The 15890-nt window shown below is 44.0% G+C and carries 18 protein-coding genes; 8 read left to right on the forward strand and 10 right to left on the reverse strand.

What is annotated here, in order from left to right:
* Positions 1-27 precede the first annotated feature (27 nt).
* On the forward strand, positions 28-219 hold the full coding sequence (locus KP77_RS18020) for a hypothetical protein (RefSeq protein WP_152614750.1): 192 nt from the start codon (positions 28-30) through the stop codon (positions 217-219).
* Here the strand turns inward: KP77_RS18020 and pta are convergent.
* Positions 214-1185 (reverse strand): phosphate acetyltransferase, encoded by a 972-nt coding sequence (pta, locus tag KP77_RS14875; RefSeq protein WP_041123535.1) that lies wholly within the window; start codon positions 1183-1185, stop codon positions 214-216. The genes KP77_RS18020 and pta overlap by 6 nt on opposite strands.
* A gap of 597 nt (positions 1186-1782) precedes the next feature.
* Here pta and hemQ point away from each other — a divergent pair.
* Both hemQ and gerQ read left to right on the forward strand, forming a co-directional pair.
* Positions 1783-2532 (forward strand): hydrogen peroxide-dependent heme synthase, encoded by a 750-nt coding sequence (hemQ, locus tag KP77_RS14880; protein WP_041123536.1) that lies wholly within the window; start codon positions 1783-1785, stop codon positions 2530-2532.
* Positions 2533-2833: 301 nt separating this feature from the next.
* The gene (gerQ, locus tag KP77_RS14885; RefSeq protein WP_084218737.1) at positions 2834-3211 is read left to right on the forward strand and encodes a spore coat protein GerQ; all 378 of its coding nucleotides are present in this window, start codon (positions 2834-2836) and stop codon (positions 3209-3211) included.
* A 39-nt stretch (positions 3212-3250) separates the two neighbouring features.
* On the opposite strand, the gene KP77_RS14890 is transcribed toward gerQ, so the two are convergent.
* The 4 genes from KP77_RS14890 to KP77_RS14910 all read right to left on the reverse strand — a co-directional run bounded on the left by KP77_RS14890 (position 3251) and on the right by KP77_RS14910 (position 5716).
* Positions 3251-3622 carry a DUF423 domain-containing protein gene (locus KP77_RS14890; RefSeq protein WP_041123537.1) on the reverse strand — a complete coding sequence of 124 codons (372 nt, stop codon included), beginning with the start codon at positions 3620-3622 and terminating at the stop codon, positions 3251-3253.
* A 282-nt stretch (positions 3623-3904) separates the two neighbouring features.
* Positions 3905-4198 (reverse strand): YwdI family protein, encoded by a 294-nt coding sequence (locus KP77_RS14895; RefSeq protein WP_152614751.1) that lies wholly within the window; start codon positions 4196-4198, stop codon positions 3905-3907.
* 196 nt (positions 4199-4394) lie between these two features.
* A complete protein-coding gene (locus KP77_RS14905) occupies positions 4395-5066 on the reverse strand; it encodes a uracil-DNA glycosylase (protein ID WP_041123540.1) in 672 nt (223 codons plus the stop codon).
* A gap of 14 nt (positions 5067-5080) precedes the next feature.
* Positions 5081-5716 (reverse strand): DUF4230 domain-containing protein, encoded by a 636-nt coding sequence (locus KP77_RS14910; protein ID WP_052474298.1) that lies wholly within the window; start codon positions 5714-5716, stop codon positions 5081-5083.
* A gap of 184 nt (positions 5717-5900) precedes the next feature.
* On the opposite strand from KP77_RS14910, the gene pdxK reads away from it, so the two are divergent.
* The 4 genes from pdxK (at position 5901) to bshB2 (ending at position 8428) form a co-directional block, all read left to right on the forward strand.
* Positions 5901-6740, forward strand: coding sequence for a pyridoxine/pyridoxal/pyridoxamine kinase (pdxK, locus tag KP77_RS14915; protein ID WP_041123541.1), 840 nt, complete (start codon positions 5901-5903; stop codon positions 6738-6740).
* A gap of 69 nt (positions 6741-6809) precedes the next feature.
* Positions 6810-7085 (forward strand): hypothetical protein, encoded by a 276-nt coding sequence (locus tag KP77_RS14920; RefSeq protein WP_041123542.1) that lies wholly within the window; start codon positions 6810-6812, stop codon positions 7083-7085.
* A gap of 290 nt (positions 7086-7375) precedes the next feature.
* On the forward strand, positions 7376-7726 hold the full coding sequence (locus KP77_RS14925) for a YojF family protein (RefSeq protein ID WP_041123543.1): 351 nt from the start codon (positions 7376-7378) through the stop codon (positions 7724-7726).
* Positions 7727-7744: 18 nt separating this feature from the next.
* Positions 7745-8428 carry a bacillithiol biosynthesis deacetylase BshB2 gene (gene bshB2 / locus KP77_RS14930; RefSeq protein ID WP_041123544.1) on the forward strand — a complete coding sequence of 228 codons (684 nt, stop codon included), beginning with the start codon at positions 7745-7747 and terminating at the stop codon, positions 8426-8428.
* A 271-nt stretch (positions 8429-8699) separates the two neighbouring features.
* Here bshB2 and KP77_RS14935 read toward each other — a convergent pair whose 3' ends face one another.
* From KP77_RS14935 to sda, 3 genes are all read right to left on the reverse strand, one after another.
* Entirely contained in the window at positions 8700-9635 is a 936-nt protein-coding gene (locus tag KP77_RS14935; RefSeq protein WP_200889077.1) for an aminoimidazole riboside kinase, read from the reverse strand.
* A 513-nt stretch (positions 9636-10148) separates the two neighbouring features.
* A complete protein-coding gene (locus KP77_RS14940) occupies positions 10149-11018 on the reverse strand; it encodes a Cof-type HAD-IIB family hydrolase (protein ID WP_041123546.1) in 870 nt (289 codons plus the stop codon).
* Positions 11019-11136: 118 nt separating this feature from the next.
* The gene (gene sda / locus KP77_RS17895) at positions 11137-11280 is read right to left on the reverse strand and encodes a sporulation histidine kinase inhibitor Sda (protein WP_152614752.1); all 144 of its coding nucleotides are present in this window, start codon (positions 11278-11280) and stop codon (positions 11137-11139) included.
* A gap of 274 nt (positions 11281-11554) precedes the next feature.
* On the opposite strand from sda, the gene KP77_RS14945 reads away from it, so the two are divergent.
* Positions 11555-12916, forward strand: coding sequence for a YjiH family protein (locus KP77_RS14945; protein ID WP_041123547.1), 1362 nt, complete (start codon positions 11555-11557; stop codon positions 12914-12916).
* A gap of 224 nt (positions 12917-13140) precedes the next feature.
* Here KP77_RS14945 and KP77_RS14950 read toward each other — a convergent pair whose 3' ends face one another.
* Complete coding sequence (locus KP77_RS14950) at positions 13141-14439, reverse strand: ATP-binding protein (protein ID WP_041123548.1); 1299 nt, start codon at positions 14437-14439, stop codon at positions 13141-13143.
* 156 nt (positions 14440-14595) lie between these two features.
* The gene (locus tag KP77_RS14955; RefSeq protein WP_084218739.1) at positions 14596-15765 is read right to left on the reverse strand and encodes an ISL3 family transposase; all 1170 of its coding nucleotides are present in this window, start codon (positions 15763-15765) and stop codon (positions 14596-14598) included.
* Positions 15766-15890: the final 125 nt, after the last annotated feature.

Genomic DNA, 15890 nt, shown 5'->3' on the forward strand with positions numbered 1-15890 from the left:
TTCGCTGTTTTTTGTGGCGCGGTTGTTGTGAAGATCAATTTTCGTGATACGACCACAAAAGTCAGTTATAAGACCATTCCTGCCACTGATACGACCATTAACCCGGGTGTATCGGACCCTGGCGGAGGAAGACGCGACCATAACCAGCCACAACACGACCACGAACGCAAAAAAATCCCCCGCCTGAACGCTCAGGACGGGGGATTCATTATATTATAGTGACTGGCCTGCTGTAATTAATGCAAGCTTGTACACATCTTCTTCATTACATCCGCGTGAAAGGTCATTCACCGGTGCATTCAGACCCTGCAGGATCGGACCTACTGCTTCAAATCCGCCAAGGCGCTGTGCAATTTTGTAGCCGATGTTTCCTGCTTCAAGACTTGGGAATACAAATACATTTGCATCGCCCTGGATCTCAGAATCAGGCGCTTTACTTTTCGCTACGGAAGGAACAAATGCAGCATCAAACTGGAATTCACCGTCTAATGTCAGGTCAGGGTTCGCTTCTTTTGCGATCTTGATTGCGTCTGTTACTTTTTCAGTCTCCGGAGATTTTGCTGAACCTTTTGTTGAGAAGCTTAACATCGCAACGCGTGGGTCCACATCGAACATCTCAGCAGTCTTTGCACTCTCAAGCGCAATTTCAGCAAGGTCATTGCTGTCTGGTGAGATATTGATTGCGCAGTCTGCAAATACGTATTTCTCATCGTCACGCACCATGATGAATACGCCTGAAGTCTTCTTTACGTCTTCTTTTGTCTTGATGATCTGTAAGGCCGGGCGCACTGTGTCAGCCGTTGAGTGTGCCGCTCCACTTACAAGTCCGTCAGCACGGTTCGTGTATACAAGCATCGTGCCAAAGTAATTTTCATCTAAAAGAATTTCGCGTGCCTGCTCGTCAGTCGCTTTTCCTTTACGGCGTTCAACGAAAGAAGATACAAGCTCATCAAATTCAGGGTATGATGATGGATCAATAATGTCACATCCATCTAAAATCACGTTTGATTCATTTGCTTTTTCTGCAATGGCATTCGGGTTTCCGACAAGAATTGGTGTTAAAATATTTTCTGCAGCAAGACGGCTTGCTGCTCTTAAAATACGCTCATCTGATCCTTCAGGGAATACGATACGGCGTTCTTTACCAGTTAATTTTTCTTTTAATCCTGTGAATAAATCGCTCATGATTCATCCTCCTAAATTGGTCTCTATATGTAAGCATACCCCATCTGTAAGTGAATTCAACCAATAGCCTTTATGTCAACGTTTTCATTGAAAAAGTTTTAGTTTTCGGACAATTTTAGATAAAGTGAGTGAGGGGAACCGATTATTTCCGCTTCAGGGGGACGCTTTCCGCAGGGTCGGCGGTGAGCCTCCTCAGGCTTCGCCTTGCGGGGTCTCACCTGTCCGACTTCTCCTGCTGGAGTCGCCCCCTTCCGCTCCAATAATCTCAATGTGGTTATCTAAACATAAAAGTATACAAAACCACTTTTACTATTAAAATAATTTTAATCATATCATGGAATGTAGAACTCACTCAGCTGATTGTAGTGGAAGGCGGGGGACTCCGGGACGATTAGTGGGAAGCTGAGACCCCGCAACCGAAGGTGAGGAGGCTCAGCAACCACCGTCCGGAAAGCCTCCCGCATGGAACGGAAATCAGCGGTACTAAAACTCCAACAATTTCATGAACCCTCCTCCCCTCATTAGCTGTCGCACATTCCTTTATGATAAGATAGAAACAGTGAGTTTATATGACATTTCATTTAGGAGTGACGGAATATGAGTGAAGCAGCAACTACGCTGGATGGCTGGTATGGCCTGCATGATTTTCGTAAGATGGACTGGACTTCGTGGAAGCAGCTGTCAAGCGATGAGCGCACAGCGGCAATTAATGAGTTCCAGCAGTTTTTAACAAAGCTGAATGACGTACAGGATCAGGATCAGGGCAGTCATTCGTTTTATTCAATCGTTGGTCAGAAGGCGGATTTTGTTCTGTTTATTCTGCGTCCGACGATAGAAGAGCTGAATGAGCTTGAGAATGAGTTTAACAAATTAACGATTGCTGATTATACAGTGCCTACTTACTCGTATGTATCTGTGGTTGAGCTCGGAAGCTACGGCTCTAAGGAATCTGATGAGGATCCATATGAGAATCCTTATGTTAGATCACGTCTGTATCCGAAGCTGCCAAAATCAAAGCACATCTGCTTCTATCCAATGGATAAAAAGCGCGAGGGCAATGATAACTGGTACATGCTTTCAATGGAAGAGCGTAAAAAGCTGATGTATGATCACGGGATGATCGGACGTCAGTATGCAGGTAAGATCAAGCAGATTATCTCAGGCTCAGTCGGTTTTGATGATTGGGAATGGGGCGTAACACTTTACGCGGATGATGTGCTGCAGTTTAAAAAGATTGTCTATGAAATGCGTTTTGATGAAACAAGTGCGCGCTACGGTGAATTTGGTGCGTTCTATGTAGGGAACCTGCTTGAAGATGAGGACCTGCCGAAGTTTCTTCACGTTTAAAATCATTCAGGCCGGGACTACTCATTAGTCCCGGTTTTTTTATATACTGATGATCGTAACCTCTATATCCCCACCTCATTTCTTCAATGTCTCGGTACCTGCCAGTACATACGCTCAATTTCCGGAAATCCTGTCATCCATTTCAATATAATTTTCATTATTTCTATTTTACAGCATATCCTGTTTTGAACGGAGGGCTGATAAATGAGGTGGCAGCCGATTTAAAGCTTATTCCATTTTTCATCTCGTCTGCAGCAAACTTTCCGGCTATTAGCGAATTTTTTTGAAATGGGGGATTACTATGACGATGAATCCATCTTATTCTATGGGGCAGTATGGTACAGGTCAGTACGGCGGTTATTACCCAAACTATCAGTATTATGGGCAACTGCAACAACAGCAGGTTCAGGCCCGGCCTCGGGTTGAGGAGTCCTATATTGAAAACATCTTCAGGCTGAACCGCGGGAAGCCGACAACGGTGTATATGACATTTGAAAATAACAGAGAGTGGAATGCAAAGATTTTTAAAGGGGTCATTGAAGCTGCAGGACGCGATCATCTTATTTTAAGTGACCCTAACACCGGAAAGAGATATTTATTGCCGCTGATATACCTGGATTATGCAACATTTGAAGGTGAAATCGAATACGAGTATCCGTTCAATAATGCAGGGCAGTAAAATAAAAGAGAGCCCGGGAAACCGGACTCTCTTTCATGATTATAAGACTTTGGCAAAAGCGATAATCAGGCAGACCCAGCCGCCTAAGAACAATAGTCCACCAATTGGTGTAATGGCTCCCAGTACACTGATACCTGTCAGACTGAGTACATAAAGGCTTCCTGAGAAGAAAATGATTCCACCAACAAACAGCCATCCTGCTGTACCGAAAAGTCCGGATGCAGGCAGCGTACCGATCAGAACGCCGGTAATGAGAATCGCTGTAGCGTGAAACATCTGGTATTGTACGGCTGTGTTCCACGTAGCAAGGTATTTTGCCTCTACACGGCCTTCAAGCGCATGCGCTCCGAAAGCACCGAGCGCGACTGATAAAAACGCATTGATTGCGCCGATGATTAATAGTATCTTCATTTGAAACTTCCTTTCTGAAATGGATCATCTGTAACCACAGGTGGTTTCCGTGGGGGACTCCGCTTTCCTGCCCCCGGGCGGCGAGCCTCCTCATGCTTCGCATTGCGGGGTCTCACCTGTCCCTTCCTGGGGCGGGAGTCTGCGTCCCCCACTTCAACCACCTGCTAAGGTAAATTTATTAAAAACATCAATATATCACTTGCTTTTGTTTGTTCTGTGACAAATGCGGCAAATATGCTTTAACCCGCAACATTCACTCAAACATCTGTTCAGACCTTCACCCTAAAAATCAAACAGCGAATCACCGTTGCCTCCATCAGTTTCGATCGGCTTTTCCTTCAGCGGGCTCGACTGCTGCTGATACACTTGCTGCTGTGGTTGTGCGATAGGCTGGACAGGGGCTGGCTGCTGTGACGGCCTTGCCGGTGCAGCAGATGCTTCCTGGCCTAACGCAAGCTCGCACAGTGTCTGAATGGAGCGCAGATGCTCGCGCTGTGTGCTGGCTGAAGCTCCCTGTGCTTTATTCGCTTCCTGTGCGATTTTCTGCAACAGCTGTTCATATGAAATATTCATCATGATCTCCTTCCGTGCTTTGGTTCAAATAAATAGCATGGATGTCCTGAAGCTCTGAACACTTCAAGGGACGGAAGATGCTTTGTTTTAAAACCATGCGCTTTGCAACCCTTTGGAAAATTCGGGTCCCATGTTACATAATAGTATTTACATGCATTACAATTAATCCGTTTAGATTCAGCCAATTTTTCCGCCTCCTTTAATCAAGCGACCAGTCAATCGGCTCTATCCCATGTTTTTGTAAAAAATCATTCGTTTTCGAAAAAGGTTTACTGCCAAAGAATCCTCTATGGGCAGCAAGCGGACTCGGGTGCGGTGAGGCGATCACCAAATGTTTATCTGTATCGATCAGCTTCGTTTTCGCCTGGGCAGGCTTGCCCCATAAAATAAACACGATCGGCTCATCACGATCGCCAAGCAGCCGGATTGCTTCATCCGTTACACGCTCCCAACCTTCGCTTCGATGTGAGTGAGCCTGTCCTTCTTTCACCGTTAACACCGTGTTCAGCAGCAAGACACCTTCATCCGCCCATTTTGTTAAGTCCCCGGACTTTGGCGGCTCAACACCTGCATCTTCTTTTAATTCCTTGAAAATATTTTGCAGTGACGGAGGAATCGTTGTTCCTTTCTGTACGGAAAAGCTTAATCCATGCGCCTGCCCCTCACCATGATAAGGATCCTGGCCCAGAATAACTGCTTTCACATCATGAAAAGGTGTGCGTTTGAATGCTTCAAATATATCATCCATCGGCGGAAATACGTTTCCTGATCCGTATTCCTTTTTGAGAAATTCCCTTAAGCGTTTATACTCCGGCTCATCAAAGACCGGCTGAAGCAGTTCCTGCCAATCATTTTGAATGTTGACGCCCATCAATGATCACCTCATTAGTCGAATGTAATTGTTGCATCGTATCCGATATGCTCAAAGAATTCGGTTAATGCCAATTCAGCGTTTATTTCTGCCCGCTGAAGTACACCCTGTTCAATTGCTTCTTTTTCCATTTTTTCCTGAGCTGCAGCCGCAAATTCCAGCCCTTCTTCCATATTCACATTACTCCGGAAGATGCCTTCTTCAGAGAATGCTTGTACCTCATCCATTTTGAGAGCAGGTTCCTGAAGCAACTTCGCTCGTGGTAATTGCAGGGTAAGTGTTTTGTTTTCTTCATTCACTTTTATATCTTCTTCTGACACTTGATCCATGTCTATACCTGCTAGAACGGTTCCGGGAACAACCATGAATACTCTGCGTTCTGTACCTGGAATATTTAAATCAATATCCCAGCCAAAAACCTCGTTATCTTTTTCGTCTATTACTGTTTTTAGAAAAGCATGGGAGGTTGCAAGAGCATTCATATCTTTTATCTGCTCAACAAATGTAATTGAACGCTGTTGATTATTATCACCAGCAATATATTGATACCCAACGATCGCTGCACCTGCAATGACAGCTAAACCTAATATCACAACTATTATTCTTTTCATTTCATCACCACGTAACAGCCCGCAGGCCGGATTTTTCATACACCGTTCATTATACGGAAATTGTCGAAGGTTGGAAACCAGTTCCTGTTTTGAAAATGGTTCAGTACGTGTGAATGGACAAATTCCTGTCAAAACTGCTCACTATTTCCCGGGAAATGCAGGACGTTTTCAAACATTCTCCGCGCATGCTATGATGAAGGAAATAATCTTTGGAGGGTTTTCTATGTCTTTAAATAAAACACTTACAATAGCAGGTTCGGATACAAGCGGCGGTGCCGGCATACAGGCTGACCTGAAAACATTTCAGGAGCACGGCACGTACGGTATGACTGCTTTGACAACAGTTGTAACGATGGATCCTGCTAACCACTGGGCACATAATGTCCATCCGCTTCCGATCAATACGTTAAAAGCCCAGATTGATACAGCTCTTTCAACAGGTGTCCAGGCCCTTAAAACAGGTATGCTCGGATCAGTTGAAATCATCGAAACAGCAGCACAGGCAATTGACCGCGCTGAAACGGACAAGGTTGTGATTGATCCGGTTATGGTATGCAAAGGTGAAGATGAGGTTCTGCACCCTGAGACAGTCGGTGCCATGCAGGAACACCTGCTTCCACGCGCAATGGTTGTCACACCTAACCTGTTTGAAGCATGGCAGCTGTCAGGCGTCGGTCCAATCCGTACAATTGAAGATATGAAAGCAGCCGCTTCAAAAATTGTAGAAATGGGCGCAAAGTCTGTCGTTGTAAAAGGCGGTAAACAGCTTGAGCACGACCAGGCAGTTGACCTTTTCTATGACGGCTCAACATTCACACTGCTTGAAGCTGAAAAAGCTGATACTTCTTATAATCACGGTGCCGGATGTACATTTGCAGCTGCCATTACAGCGAACCTTGCTAATGGTCTTGAGTTAAAAGAAGCTGTAGCGAATGCAAAAGAATTTGTTACATCTGCCATTCATCACGGATGGAAGCTGAATGAATATGTCGGTCCTGTGATGCACGGTGCCCACAGCCGCTTTGGGAAGATTGAGATTAAAAAAGAAACACTCAATGCGTAATTAAAAGTTTAATTCACCTTGTTTAAGGAATATACGTAAAAAACAGGATTTCTTAAATGAGGTGAAAATATGATTAACTTTATCGTTGCAATCGCAGTCGCACTTGGCGCTTTTGGCGGATTCTATCTGATCACCGGCTCACTTGGTACAGCCGCAATCGCCGGTCTGATCGGCGGAATCATTGCTGCAATCGCTGTTGGTTTTTATACAGGTCAACGTTCGCAGGAAATTAAGAAAAACAACGAAGCTCCACTGCACACAGACCGCACACCTGAGAGGGAAAACAACCAGGGTTATAAACCTGACAGTGAAAACGAACGCAAAATTAAAGATCCGACAGACTAATCTTATAAAAGCACCCAGTATGTTATTTGCTGGCATGTAAAAGACAATTTGAGGTGAACGGAGCGTAAGGCGGTGACTCCAGCAGGAGAAACCGGTTAGCTGAGACCCAGCTCGAGGAGGCTCAGCGCCGGTCCTGCGGAAAGCTTCCGCCTGAAGCGCAGTGATCCGGTTCGAAGGTTGAGACAGATGTCTTAACCTTTTTTTGTTTCAGGAACCAAAACAGCCTTTTAGCAATCCTGAACATTTTGAAGTAAAATAGAACAAGATGATTATAGGCAAGGAGGAGCACTATGGAGCCTGTCAAAATTGAAGCAGTACAAGAATTGATTAACCGCTTTGCAAATAAAGAAGTGTATATCCATTTAGAAACGACGAACGGATCATACGCTTCGCATTTTGATGAAAAGTTCTTTAATGCCGGCGCATTCATCAGAAATGCAAAAGTAGAATATGAACTTGGAAAGATTATCGGGGATCCCCCTTCAAGAGTTGGCCTGAAGCTCGGCAGCCTTGGCTGGATTTACGCTCAGGGTATCACTCACTATGAACTCGACGATCAGGGCCGCCTGTTGATGGCTGGACACGATCACCAGGGTAAGCTTGCTGTATCACTGCAGATCAGCGACACACCTTTTGAGTAGGAGAAAGGAGAAAGACATATGATTGAAAAAGAAAGCCATGTTTTAGTCGTATTCCCTCATCCGGATGATGAAGCATTTGGTGTCTCCGGAACGATTGCATCACATATTAAAAGTGGCACAGGTGTGACTTATGCCTGCCTGACACTTGGACAGATGGGCAGAAACCTTGGTAATCCGCCATTCGCTACTAGAGAATCACTTCCTGAAATCCGCAAGAAAGAATTAAAAGCAGCAGCAAACGCAATGGGGCTCACTGACCTCAGAATGATGGGGCTGCGCGATAAGACTGTTGAATTCGAAGACGACGAAAAGATGGTCAACATGATGCAGTCACTAATTGAGGAAACAAACCCTTCACTTGTGATCACATTTTATCCGGACTATTGTGTCCACCCTGACCATGAAGCCACAGCACGTGCCGTTGTCAGAGCGGTACACCGCATGGATGAGACCACCCGCCCTAAGCTTCACTGTGTTGCTTTCGCAAATAACACAGGCGAAGAGCTTGGTGAACCCGATGTGGTAAATGACGTGACAGAAGTGATGGATATCAAATTAAATGCAATGCGCGCACATATCTCACAAACAGCATGGATGCTTGAAGATCTTGAGAAAAGACTTGGTGAAAACGATCCTGAAGCCATCCAGTGGGTGACGCAGGAACGGTTTTTTAATTACCGATTTGACCAGGGGTATGAATAGAAAAGAAAAGCGGAAGGCGCTCGTTCAGCTCCGACAGGCATAAGACGCGGAGCGGAAAACGGGTGCTCTTCCCCGTTTACCGATGCGTGGCTTATGACCCGAGGAGCTAGCGCCTGGAGCTGGACACCAGAGAAAAGCGGAAGCAGGCGTTCAGGGGCAAGGGTGACCTGTAACGATCGGGTTGTGACCCGTAACAATATCAGTCAAACATTCTTTCCACAAAAACGCCCGTTCGAAAGCGACAATCAGTCATTTCCAAATGGGCGTTTCATTATGCCTTTTTCAAATCCTCAAGTGTCGGCAGTGCAGTCATCGCACCTTTTACGGAAGCGGCCAGTGCACCTGAACGGCTCGCAAGCTTCACCATATCTACAGCCTGTTCAAGCTTCACATCGCGCACTTCCCCTTTATACTCATGAAGTGAATAAAGCATACCGGAGACAAAAGCATCTCCTGCGCCGGTTGTATCGACTGCCTGTACTTTATTAGCAGGAACGTGCTGCGCCCCGTCCTGAGTAAACACCCAGCTTCCTTCCGCTCCCATTGTAATCAGCAGCAACGGAATGCCAAACTGCTTCATCACTTCTGCCCCTTTTTGAATGTCCTCAGTACCAGTTAAAAATTCAAGCTCTTCTTCTGAAATTTTAACAACGTCCGCCTGATCAAGCATAGAAGAAATCGTTCTTCGTGCCTCTTCCTCATTTGACCAGAGTGACATACGAAGATTCGGATCGTAGGAGATGATCATGCCTTTTTCACGGGCAAGTTCTGCAGCTTTCTTCGTCGCTGATTTCGCCGGCTCACTGATCATAGAGATTGATCCGAAATGAAGAATTCTTGCCTCTTCAAAAAGCGCTTCATTCAGCTCTTCCGCTTTATAAAATCTGTCTGCGCTCGGGTCTATGTAAAAGTCAAAGCTCCGCTCCCCCTGATCAATCGTGACAAATACAACACCCGTGCGGTGATCACGATCAAAATGCATATACTCAGTGTTCACACCATATTCTTTTAACGTACGTTCAAGGAACCTTCCAAGTACGTCCTCACCAACTTTTCCTGCAAAATAAGACGGCAACCCCAGACGTGCCACTCCTACAGCTACATTAGCCGGCGCACCGCCTGGACTTTTATAATAAAAATCATTTGTCTCATCAGTTGGGATAAAATCAATTAAAGCTTCCCCCAGAGAAATAACGCCTTTTTTCATTTGGATTCCTCCTGTGATTATATAATAGTTAAGATTTTATCATATAAAATGGCTTTGTTAAATTTGGCTGTTGATTTCCGCTCCAGGGGAACGCTTTCCGCAAGGTCGGCGGTAAGCCTCCTCGAGCTTCGCTCTGCGGGGTCTCACCTGTCCGACTTCTCCTGCTGGAGTCGTCCCCTTCCGCTTCAATCACCAGCTGTGCTAAAACTACATTTAACTTTAACAAAGCGTATAAAATAAAAACAAGCCGCTCCCAATATAGGAAACGGCTTAACAAAGAAAAGCGGAAGCAGGCGTTTAGGTCCGACAAGCATAAGACGCAAAGTGAAAAAGGGCGATCTTTCCCTTTATCACTTTGTGACTTATGACTCGAGGACCTGCCTGATGGAGCTGGATCAAAAGAAAAGCGGAAGGCGCTCGTTCAGCTCCGACAGGCTTAAGACGCGGAGCGGAAAACGGGTGAACTTTCCCGTTTACCGATGCGTGTCTTATGTCCCAAGGAGCTAGACAACATTATACTTTTGTTTCTATCTCAGTTAGCTTGCGAATAGCTTTTGCCACACCTTCTTCACGATTCGTTGACGTGACGTAACGGCAAATTTCCTGAATATCCTTCGGCGCATTTCCCATAGCGACTGACCAGCCGGCAAGTTTCATCATGGAAACATCGTTATAATTATCTCCAATGGCCATTACGTCTTCTGCATCGATCCCACGCTGATTGATAAACCATTCGAGCGCGATTCCTTTTTGTGCATCGGCACTTGTGATTTCAAGGTTTTCCTTACCTGATGAACTGATCGCAAGTCCGCCGAGGTTATTTAACACCTCTCTTGCTTTCTCCAGCTTTTCAGGTTTAGATGAGAAAGCAAGGAACTTATAGACAGTTTCAGAAGATGAGAATACCGCGTGATAATCATCTACAACATGGACATGGCCTTCATCATAGCGGTTTTCCGCTTCTTCTTTGACATGCGGAAGCGGCGTATCGGGATTAGACGTTAAAAAGATGTCAATCAAGAGTTGAATCCCATGTTCCCTATGGTTTGTATACGTACCTTCTTCAGTATAAATTTCAAAGTAAATATCAAGCTGTTCAAGTGCATCAGCTGCTTCGTTCGCTTTTTGTGTAGTGAGGCCTTTCTGGTAAAGCTGTTCGCCCTTTTCATTGCGGATTTCAGCTCCGTTAACTACAACGACCGGAAGTGAAAGACCGGCATTTTTAAGTGGAACGACTGCTTCTTTATATGATCTGCCTGTTGCGATAATCACTTCAATTCCGGCATTTCTTGCTTCATTAATTGCCTGAACGGTTTCTTTTCCGACTTCGTGGCTGCCATTGAGCAGTGTGCCATCCATGTCGGATGCAATTAGTTTAATCATTTTTTCACCTACTTGTTATTGATTGGACTATTGTATCATAGTGGGATTTTTGGAAGGGGTTACACTGCTCATCATTTATAAATATCATACAAAAATAAAAAACAGCAGACACCTGCTGTTATGAGCACATCTGGGCGCGGAGGCCTCGTTTTTCTATTTCTTCTTCAAGCAATTGTATAAAGTCTTTTTCCAGATTTAGTTTCTTAGCAGATTTCAGTGCTTCTAATAACTTCTCATCGGATAAATGATTAAGTGTATTCACCCAGCCCACCTCTTTATTCTATTTTTATAAAGTTATTTTTCCCAAAACCTGCATGATATAAACCTTCTTTTACTCCTTATGTGTCTATATATTATAAGAATTAATCAGGGTGAATTTGATTGTACAGCTCAAAAATGGTTAAATGAAATTGAAAGCGCTTACGATTATTTTTAATAGGAAATCATTGATTTCACTGGAGGTGTGAATTAAAATTAAGTCTGTCTTATTTTTATTCATGTTTATTGAATAAAGTTCAGTCCAAAGGAGAAAACATATGAATACTTTTACAACAAAAGATTATTTGCGCTTTATTATCCCTTCAATCATCGGGATATTTCTATTTATGATGCCGATTCCTACTGAAGAGGCTGTTACGATTCCAATCGCTATTCTATCTGATTGGCTGCAGCTGTTAATCGGCAGTGCGATTCCTGCGATTATGACACTGCTTATCATATTTGCTGCGGTTGTTTCATTGATTGCACGTGTAGCAAAGCCTGATTTTATTACAAATTATGAATTCAGAAACAACTTATTTCTGGTGTCATGGTTCTGGGTGATTGTCAGAATTCTGGCTGCTATCTTTGCAGTCATTACACTTTTTCAGCTTGGCGGCAGTTCAACAGAGCTGATCTGGTCTGAATATACGGGCGGACTTCTGCTCGGTGAAGGCGGATTGATTACGCTATTATTCTCTTTATTCCTATTTGCAGGACTATTTCTTCCATTGCTGCTTAACTTCGGGCTGCTGGAGTGGTTTGGTACACTGATGGCAAAAATTATGCGTCCATTATTCAGACTCCCTGGTCGTGCTTCAATTGACTCTCTCGCTTCATGGCTAGGTGACGGGACAATCGGAGTTATGCTGACGAATAAACAGTATGAAGAAGGTCATTATTCAAAACGTGAAGCTGCAGTTATTGGGACAACGTTCTCAATCGTTTCTATCACTTTCAGTATTGTCATTATAAAAGAAGTGGACCTTGAAGCTTATTTTATTCCATTTTACCTGACAATCGCATTAGCCGGATTTATCGCTGCGATTATTATGCCTCGAATTCCGCCATTATCGCTGAAGAAAAAGACTTATATTTCTGAAGCAGAGGAAGAAGAATCTCTTGAAGACGTTCCTGATGGTAAATCACGCATTCAACATGGGACAGAAATGGCGATTGAAGCTGCGAAGAAAAATAACAGCGTCAGCCACTTCTTCAAGAGCGGGATGAAAAATGTATTTGATATGTGGTTAGGCGTAGCACCCGTTGTTATGGCTTTTGGTACGATTGCGCTGATTCTTGCTGAAGAAACAAGCTTCTTCGTTATTCTTGGTACTCCGTTTGTGCCGATTCTAGAACTCCTTCAGCTCCCTGATGCTGCTGATGCCGCTCAGACAATGGTTGTCGGTTTCGCTGATATGTTCCTTCCGGCTATCATTGGTGCTGATATCCCGTCTGAAATGACGCGCTTTGTCATTGCGGCTGTATCGGTTACTCAGCTGATCTATATGTCTGAGGTTGGTGGCGTACTGCTCGGTTCTAAGGTGCCGGTTAATTTCCTGGATCTTGTACTGATTTTCTTACTTCGTACGATTATTACACTACCAATTATCGCCGGTGTGGCGCATATACTATTTTAGCTCTGATAAAGCGGGCTGATGATTTCAGCTGCAGGGGGACGCTTTCCGCATGGTTGCGCCGGTTTGTGGCGCCATCCCGCCTCCTCGAGCTTCGCTCTGCGGGGTCTCACCTGTCCGACTTCTCCTGCTGGAGTCGCCCCCTTCCGCTTCAATCATCAGCAGTAGGTAAACAATATAAGAATATCACATAGTAAATAGCTTAATAGACAAACAGGAAAAGACACTTACGATGATGTAAGTGTCTTTTCCTGTTTGTAGACTGGTAATTTGACGATGGCGTTTGTTCCGCCTTCAGAAAGGTTCTCAAAGGTTAATATCCCTCCGTGCGCCTGAACGATTCTGTGACAGATCGTCAGCCCGAGGCCCATACCTTTTTCCTTTGTTGTATAAAACGGTTCAGAGATTTTATCGAACATTTCTTCCGGAATACCCGGTCCGGAATCACGGATTTCAATCTGGATCATCTTGTTTTCAATCGCAGGCTTGATCAGGATCTCGCCTTCACTTTCGATCGCTTCGATACTGTTTTTAATCAGATTGATAAAAACCTGTACGATCTGGTTACGGTCCCCGTAGACATAACGATCTTTCGCCTGCAGACGATTCACTTCGATGTCAATATTTCTTGCAGCTGCCTGGTGCTTCATAAAGTTAATGACATATTCAACAGAATCACAGATTGAAAACTGTTCCTGTTTTTTTAGTTCGGGCTTTGACAGCACTAACAGTTCCTCTGTGATCGACTGAATACGGTCAATTTCTGAAGCCATCAACTCCACGCGTTCATCAGATAATGGTCCGTTTTCTTTCATCAGCTGTACATATCCCTTCAGACTGGTCAGGGGATTTTTAATTTCATGGGCAATACCTGATGCAAGTTCTCCGGCAACAGAAAGCTTTTCACGTCTCAGCAACTGTTCTTCAGCCGCTTTTTGCTGGGAAATATCACGGCCGATTGTGATTAGTGCTTTTCTGCTTCCATCCTTGTGAAAAATCGGTACTTTGATCACATCAAATGACTTGTACTCACCCGATTCAACATAGAAAGATTCCTCACTGCGATCAGTCGTCCCTTTTTGCCAGGTCTGTTCATCCGTCATCACGCAATAATCAAATGCCTCTTTGAAAAATGGATTAACATCTCCAAGCTCACCATCAGTCTTGCCGATATAATGCTTTCCTTTCAGCCCGTATAATTCCAGACCGAAATCATTTGTTCTGATCCATCTTCCCTCACCGTCTTTAAAACAGACGAAATCCGGCATTGACTGAATCATCGCTGACATCTTAAACTCTTCCTCTTCCATTTCCCTGAAAAGATTTCTGAGCGACTGTGCCCGCTTGTAAATCATAATACCCAGCCAAAACAGCGTGATAGCAACAACGGATTCAATTAATATATAGGTCGTAGTTGAAAACCAGGAATTCAATCCTGACACGATAAAAACTATCTGAACGAAAAATACGACTGCAATAATGCCAATCAGACCCTTTATTTGTGAAAACGTATAGGATTGCAGCATCTTCTCACCTGCCAATCATTCTATTTTTATATGTATTTACTACCTTTATGAAAGCGTCAATCAATACTATTATCATACCATGTCGATTTTTGAAGGAAAAGGTCGAACCCTCTTAAATAAGGTAAAATTTATCCAAAATAGAAAAAAGCTGGTTCATCACCAAAACTCGTGGGGACCCGTTTCTAAACAAATGCGATGAAACAGGTTTTGCTCGTTGCGATACCCATAGCCCCGGCGTTTAATCAGTTTGATTTTATTATTTGTCCCCTCCATGATTCCGTTTGAATAAGAAGAAGTAATCGTATCTAAAAATGCTTGATATCGCTGAATATACGTTTTAATAATCTTGGCAACTGCGCCACAGTTATGAAAGCTAAAGCGTTGAATTAATTCATCAAATCTTCTTTTTGCTTGAACAGGTTGAGTTGACTTCAGGACAAAGCGAACGTGCTGGAGAAAGTAATAGAGTGCCTTTGTATGCCAGTCTTCTTCGAGCCAATCTCTCACAAAACCCTGTTCTTCTTCCGTTAGATCTTCCGGCGGAATAGACAAACAGCGATCAATAAAACGGGATTTAAAGTGGGACTTTGCTTCAATCAGATATTTCCTTCTTCTGCGAAGTGCTTCGGTACAAAACTGAATCAAGTGAAAACGATCCAGCACATGTTCAGCTTTGGGCATCACCGTTCGGATGGCTTTCGCCATAAAGGCTGCCGTATCAGTAATGATGGTTTGCGCTTTTTGCCCGATCACATTCAAGACTGATTCAACCGTTTCTTTGTTCCTGCCTGTTTCAATGTAGAGTACTTGGCCCGTATCCGCATCAAGGGCGGCAATCGCATAGTAATGCCCTTTCCGCAAGGCGAATTCATCAATACAGATTCGCTTAGCTGAGCGAATACGCGCTTTTACATCCTCTGCCGTCATCAGATAATACCAGCGCTCAAGAGTGGTATAAGCAATGTCATATTCTTTTGCCACCTGACTCAGCGGACGCCCATGGCACCGATCCACAATACTTTTTCGGAAGAAAAAAGTGCTCTTTCTCTGTAACCCCAGTTCAAAATCGTGCGTGAATGTCAATTTACAGACAGGACAGCGCAATCGCAATATGTCAATTGAAAGCCATATTACGCCTGTATGAAAGGAATAACTATGGCGAACCATCCGTGGGATCAGACCGTGACGATGGGTTGGACCATGACATTCTGGACATAAAATACTTTGTGGAGACGTCTTTACCCGCACCACATTCGGTTGAACAGTAGGAAAAACAGAAAAATGAATTGGTAAAAAATCATGAGATTTGTTAAGATGAATACACAAAACGAAAGCTCCTCTCGTGGTTTGTCTAGTCAACAATTACGATACAGGAGTTTTCGTTTTCTTTCTATTTATAACTGTTAAATTGTGCTAAATATGGTCTATCCCACGGGTTGTGGTGATGAACC

The sequence above is a fragment of the Jeotgalibacillus alimentarius genome, assembly GCF_000829445.1.
In the GTDB taxonomy this organism is placed as follows: Bacteria; Bacillota; Bacilli; order Bacillales; family Jeotgalibacillaceae; genus Jeotgalibacillus; species Jeotgalibacillus alimentarius.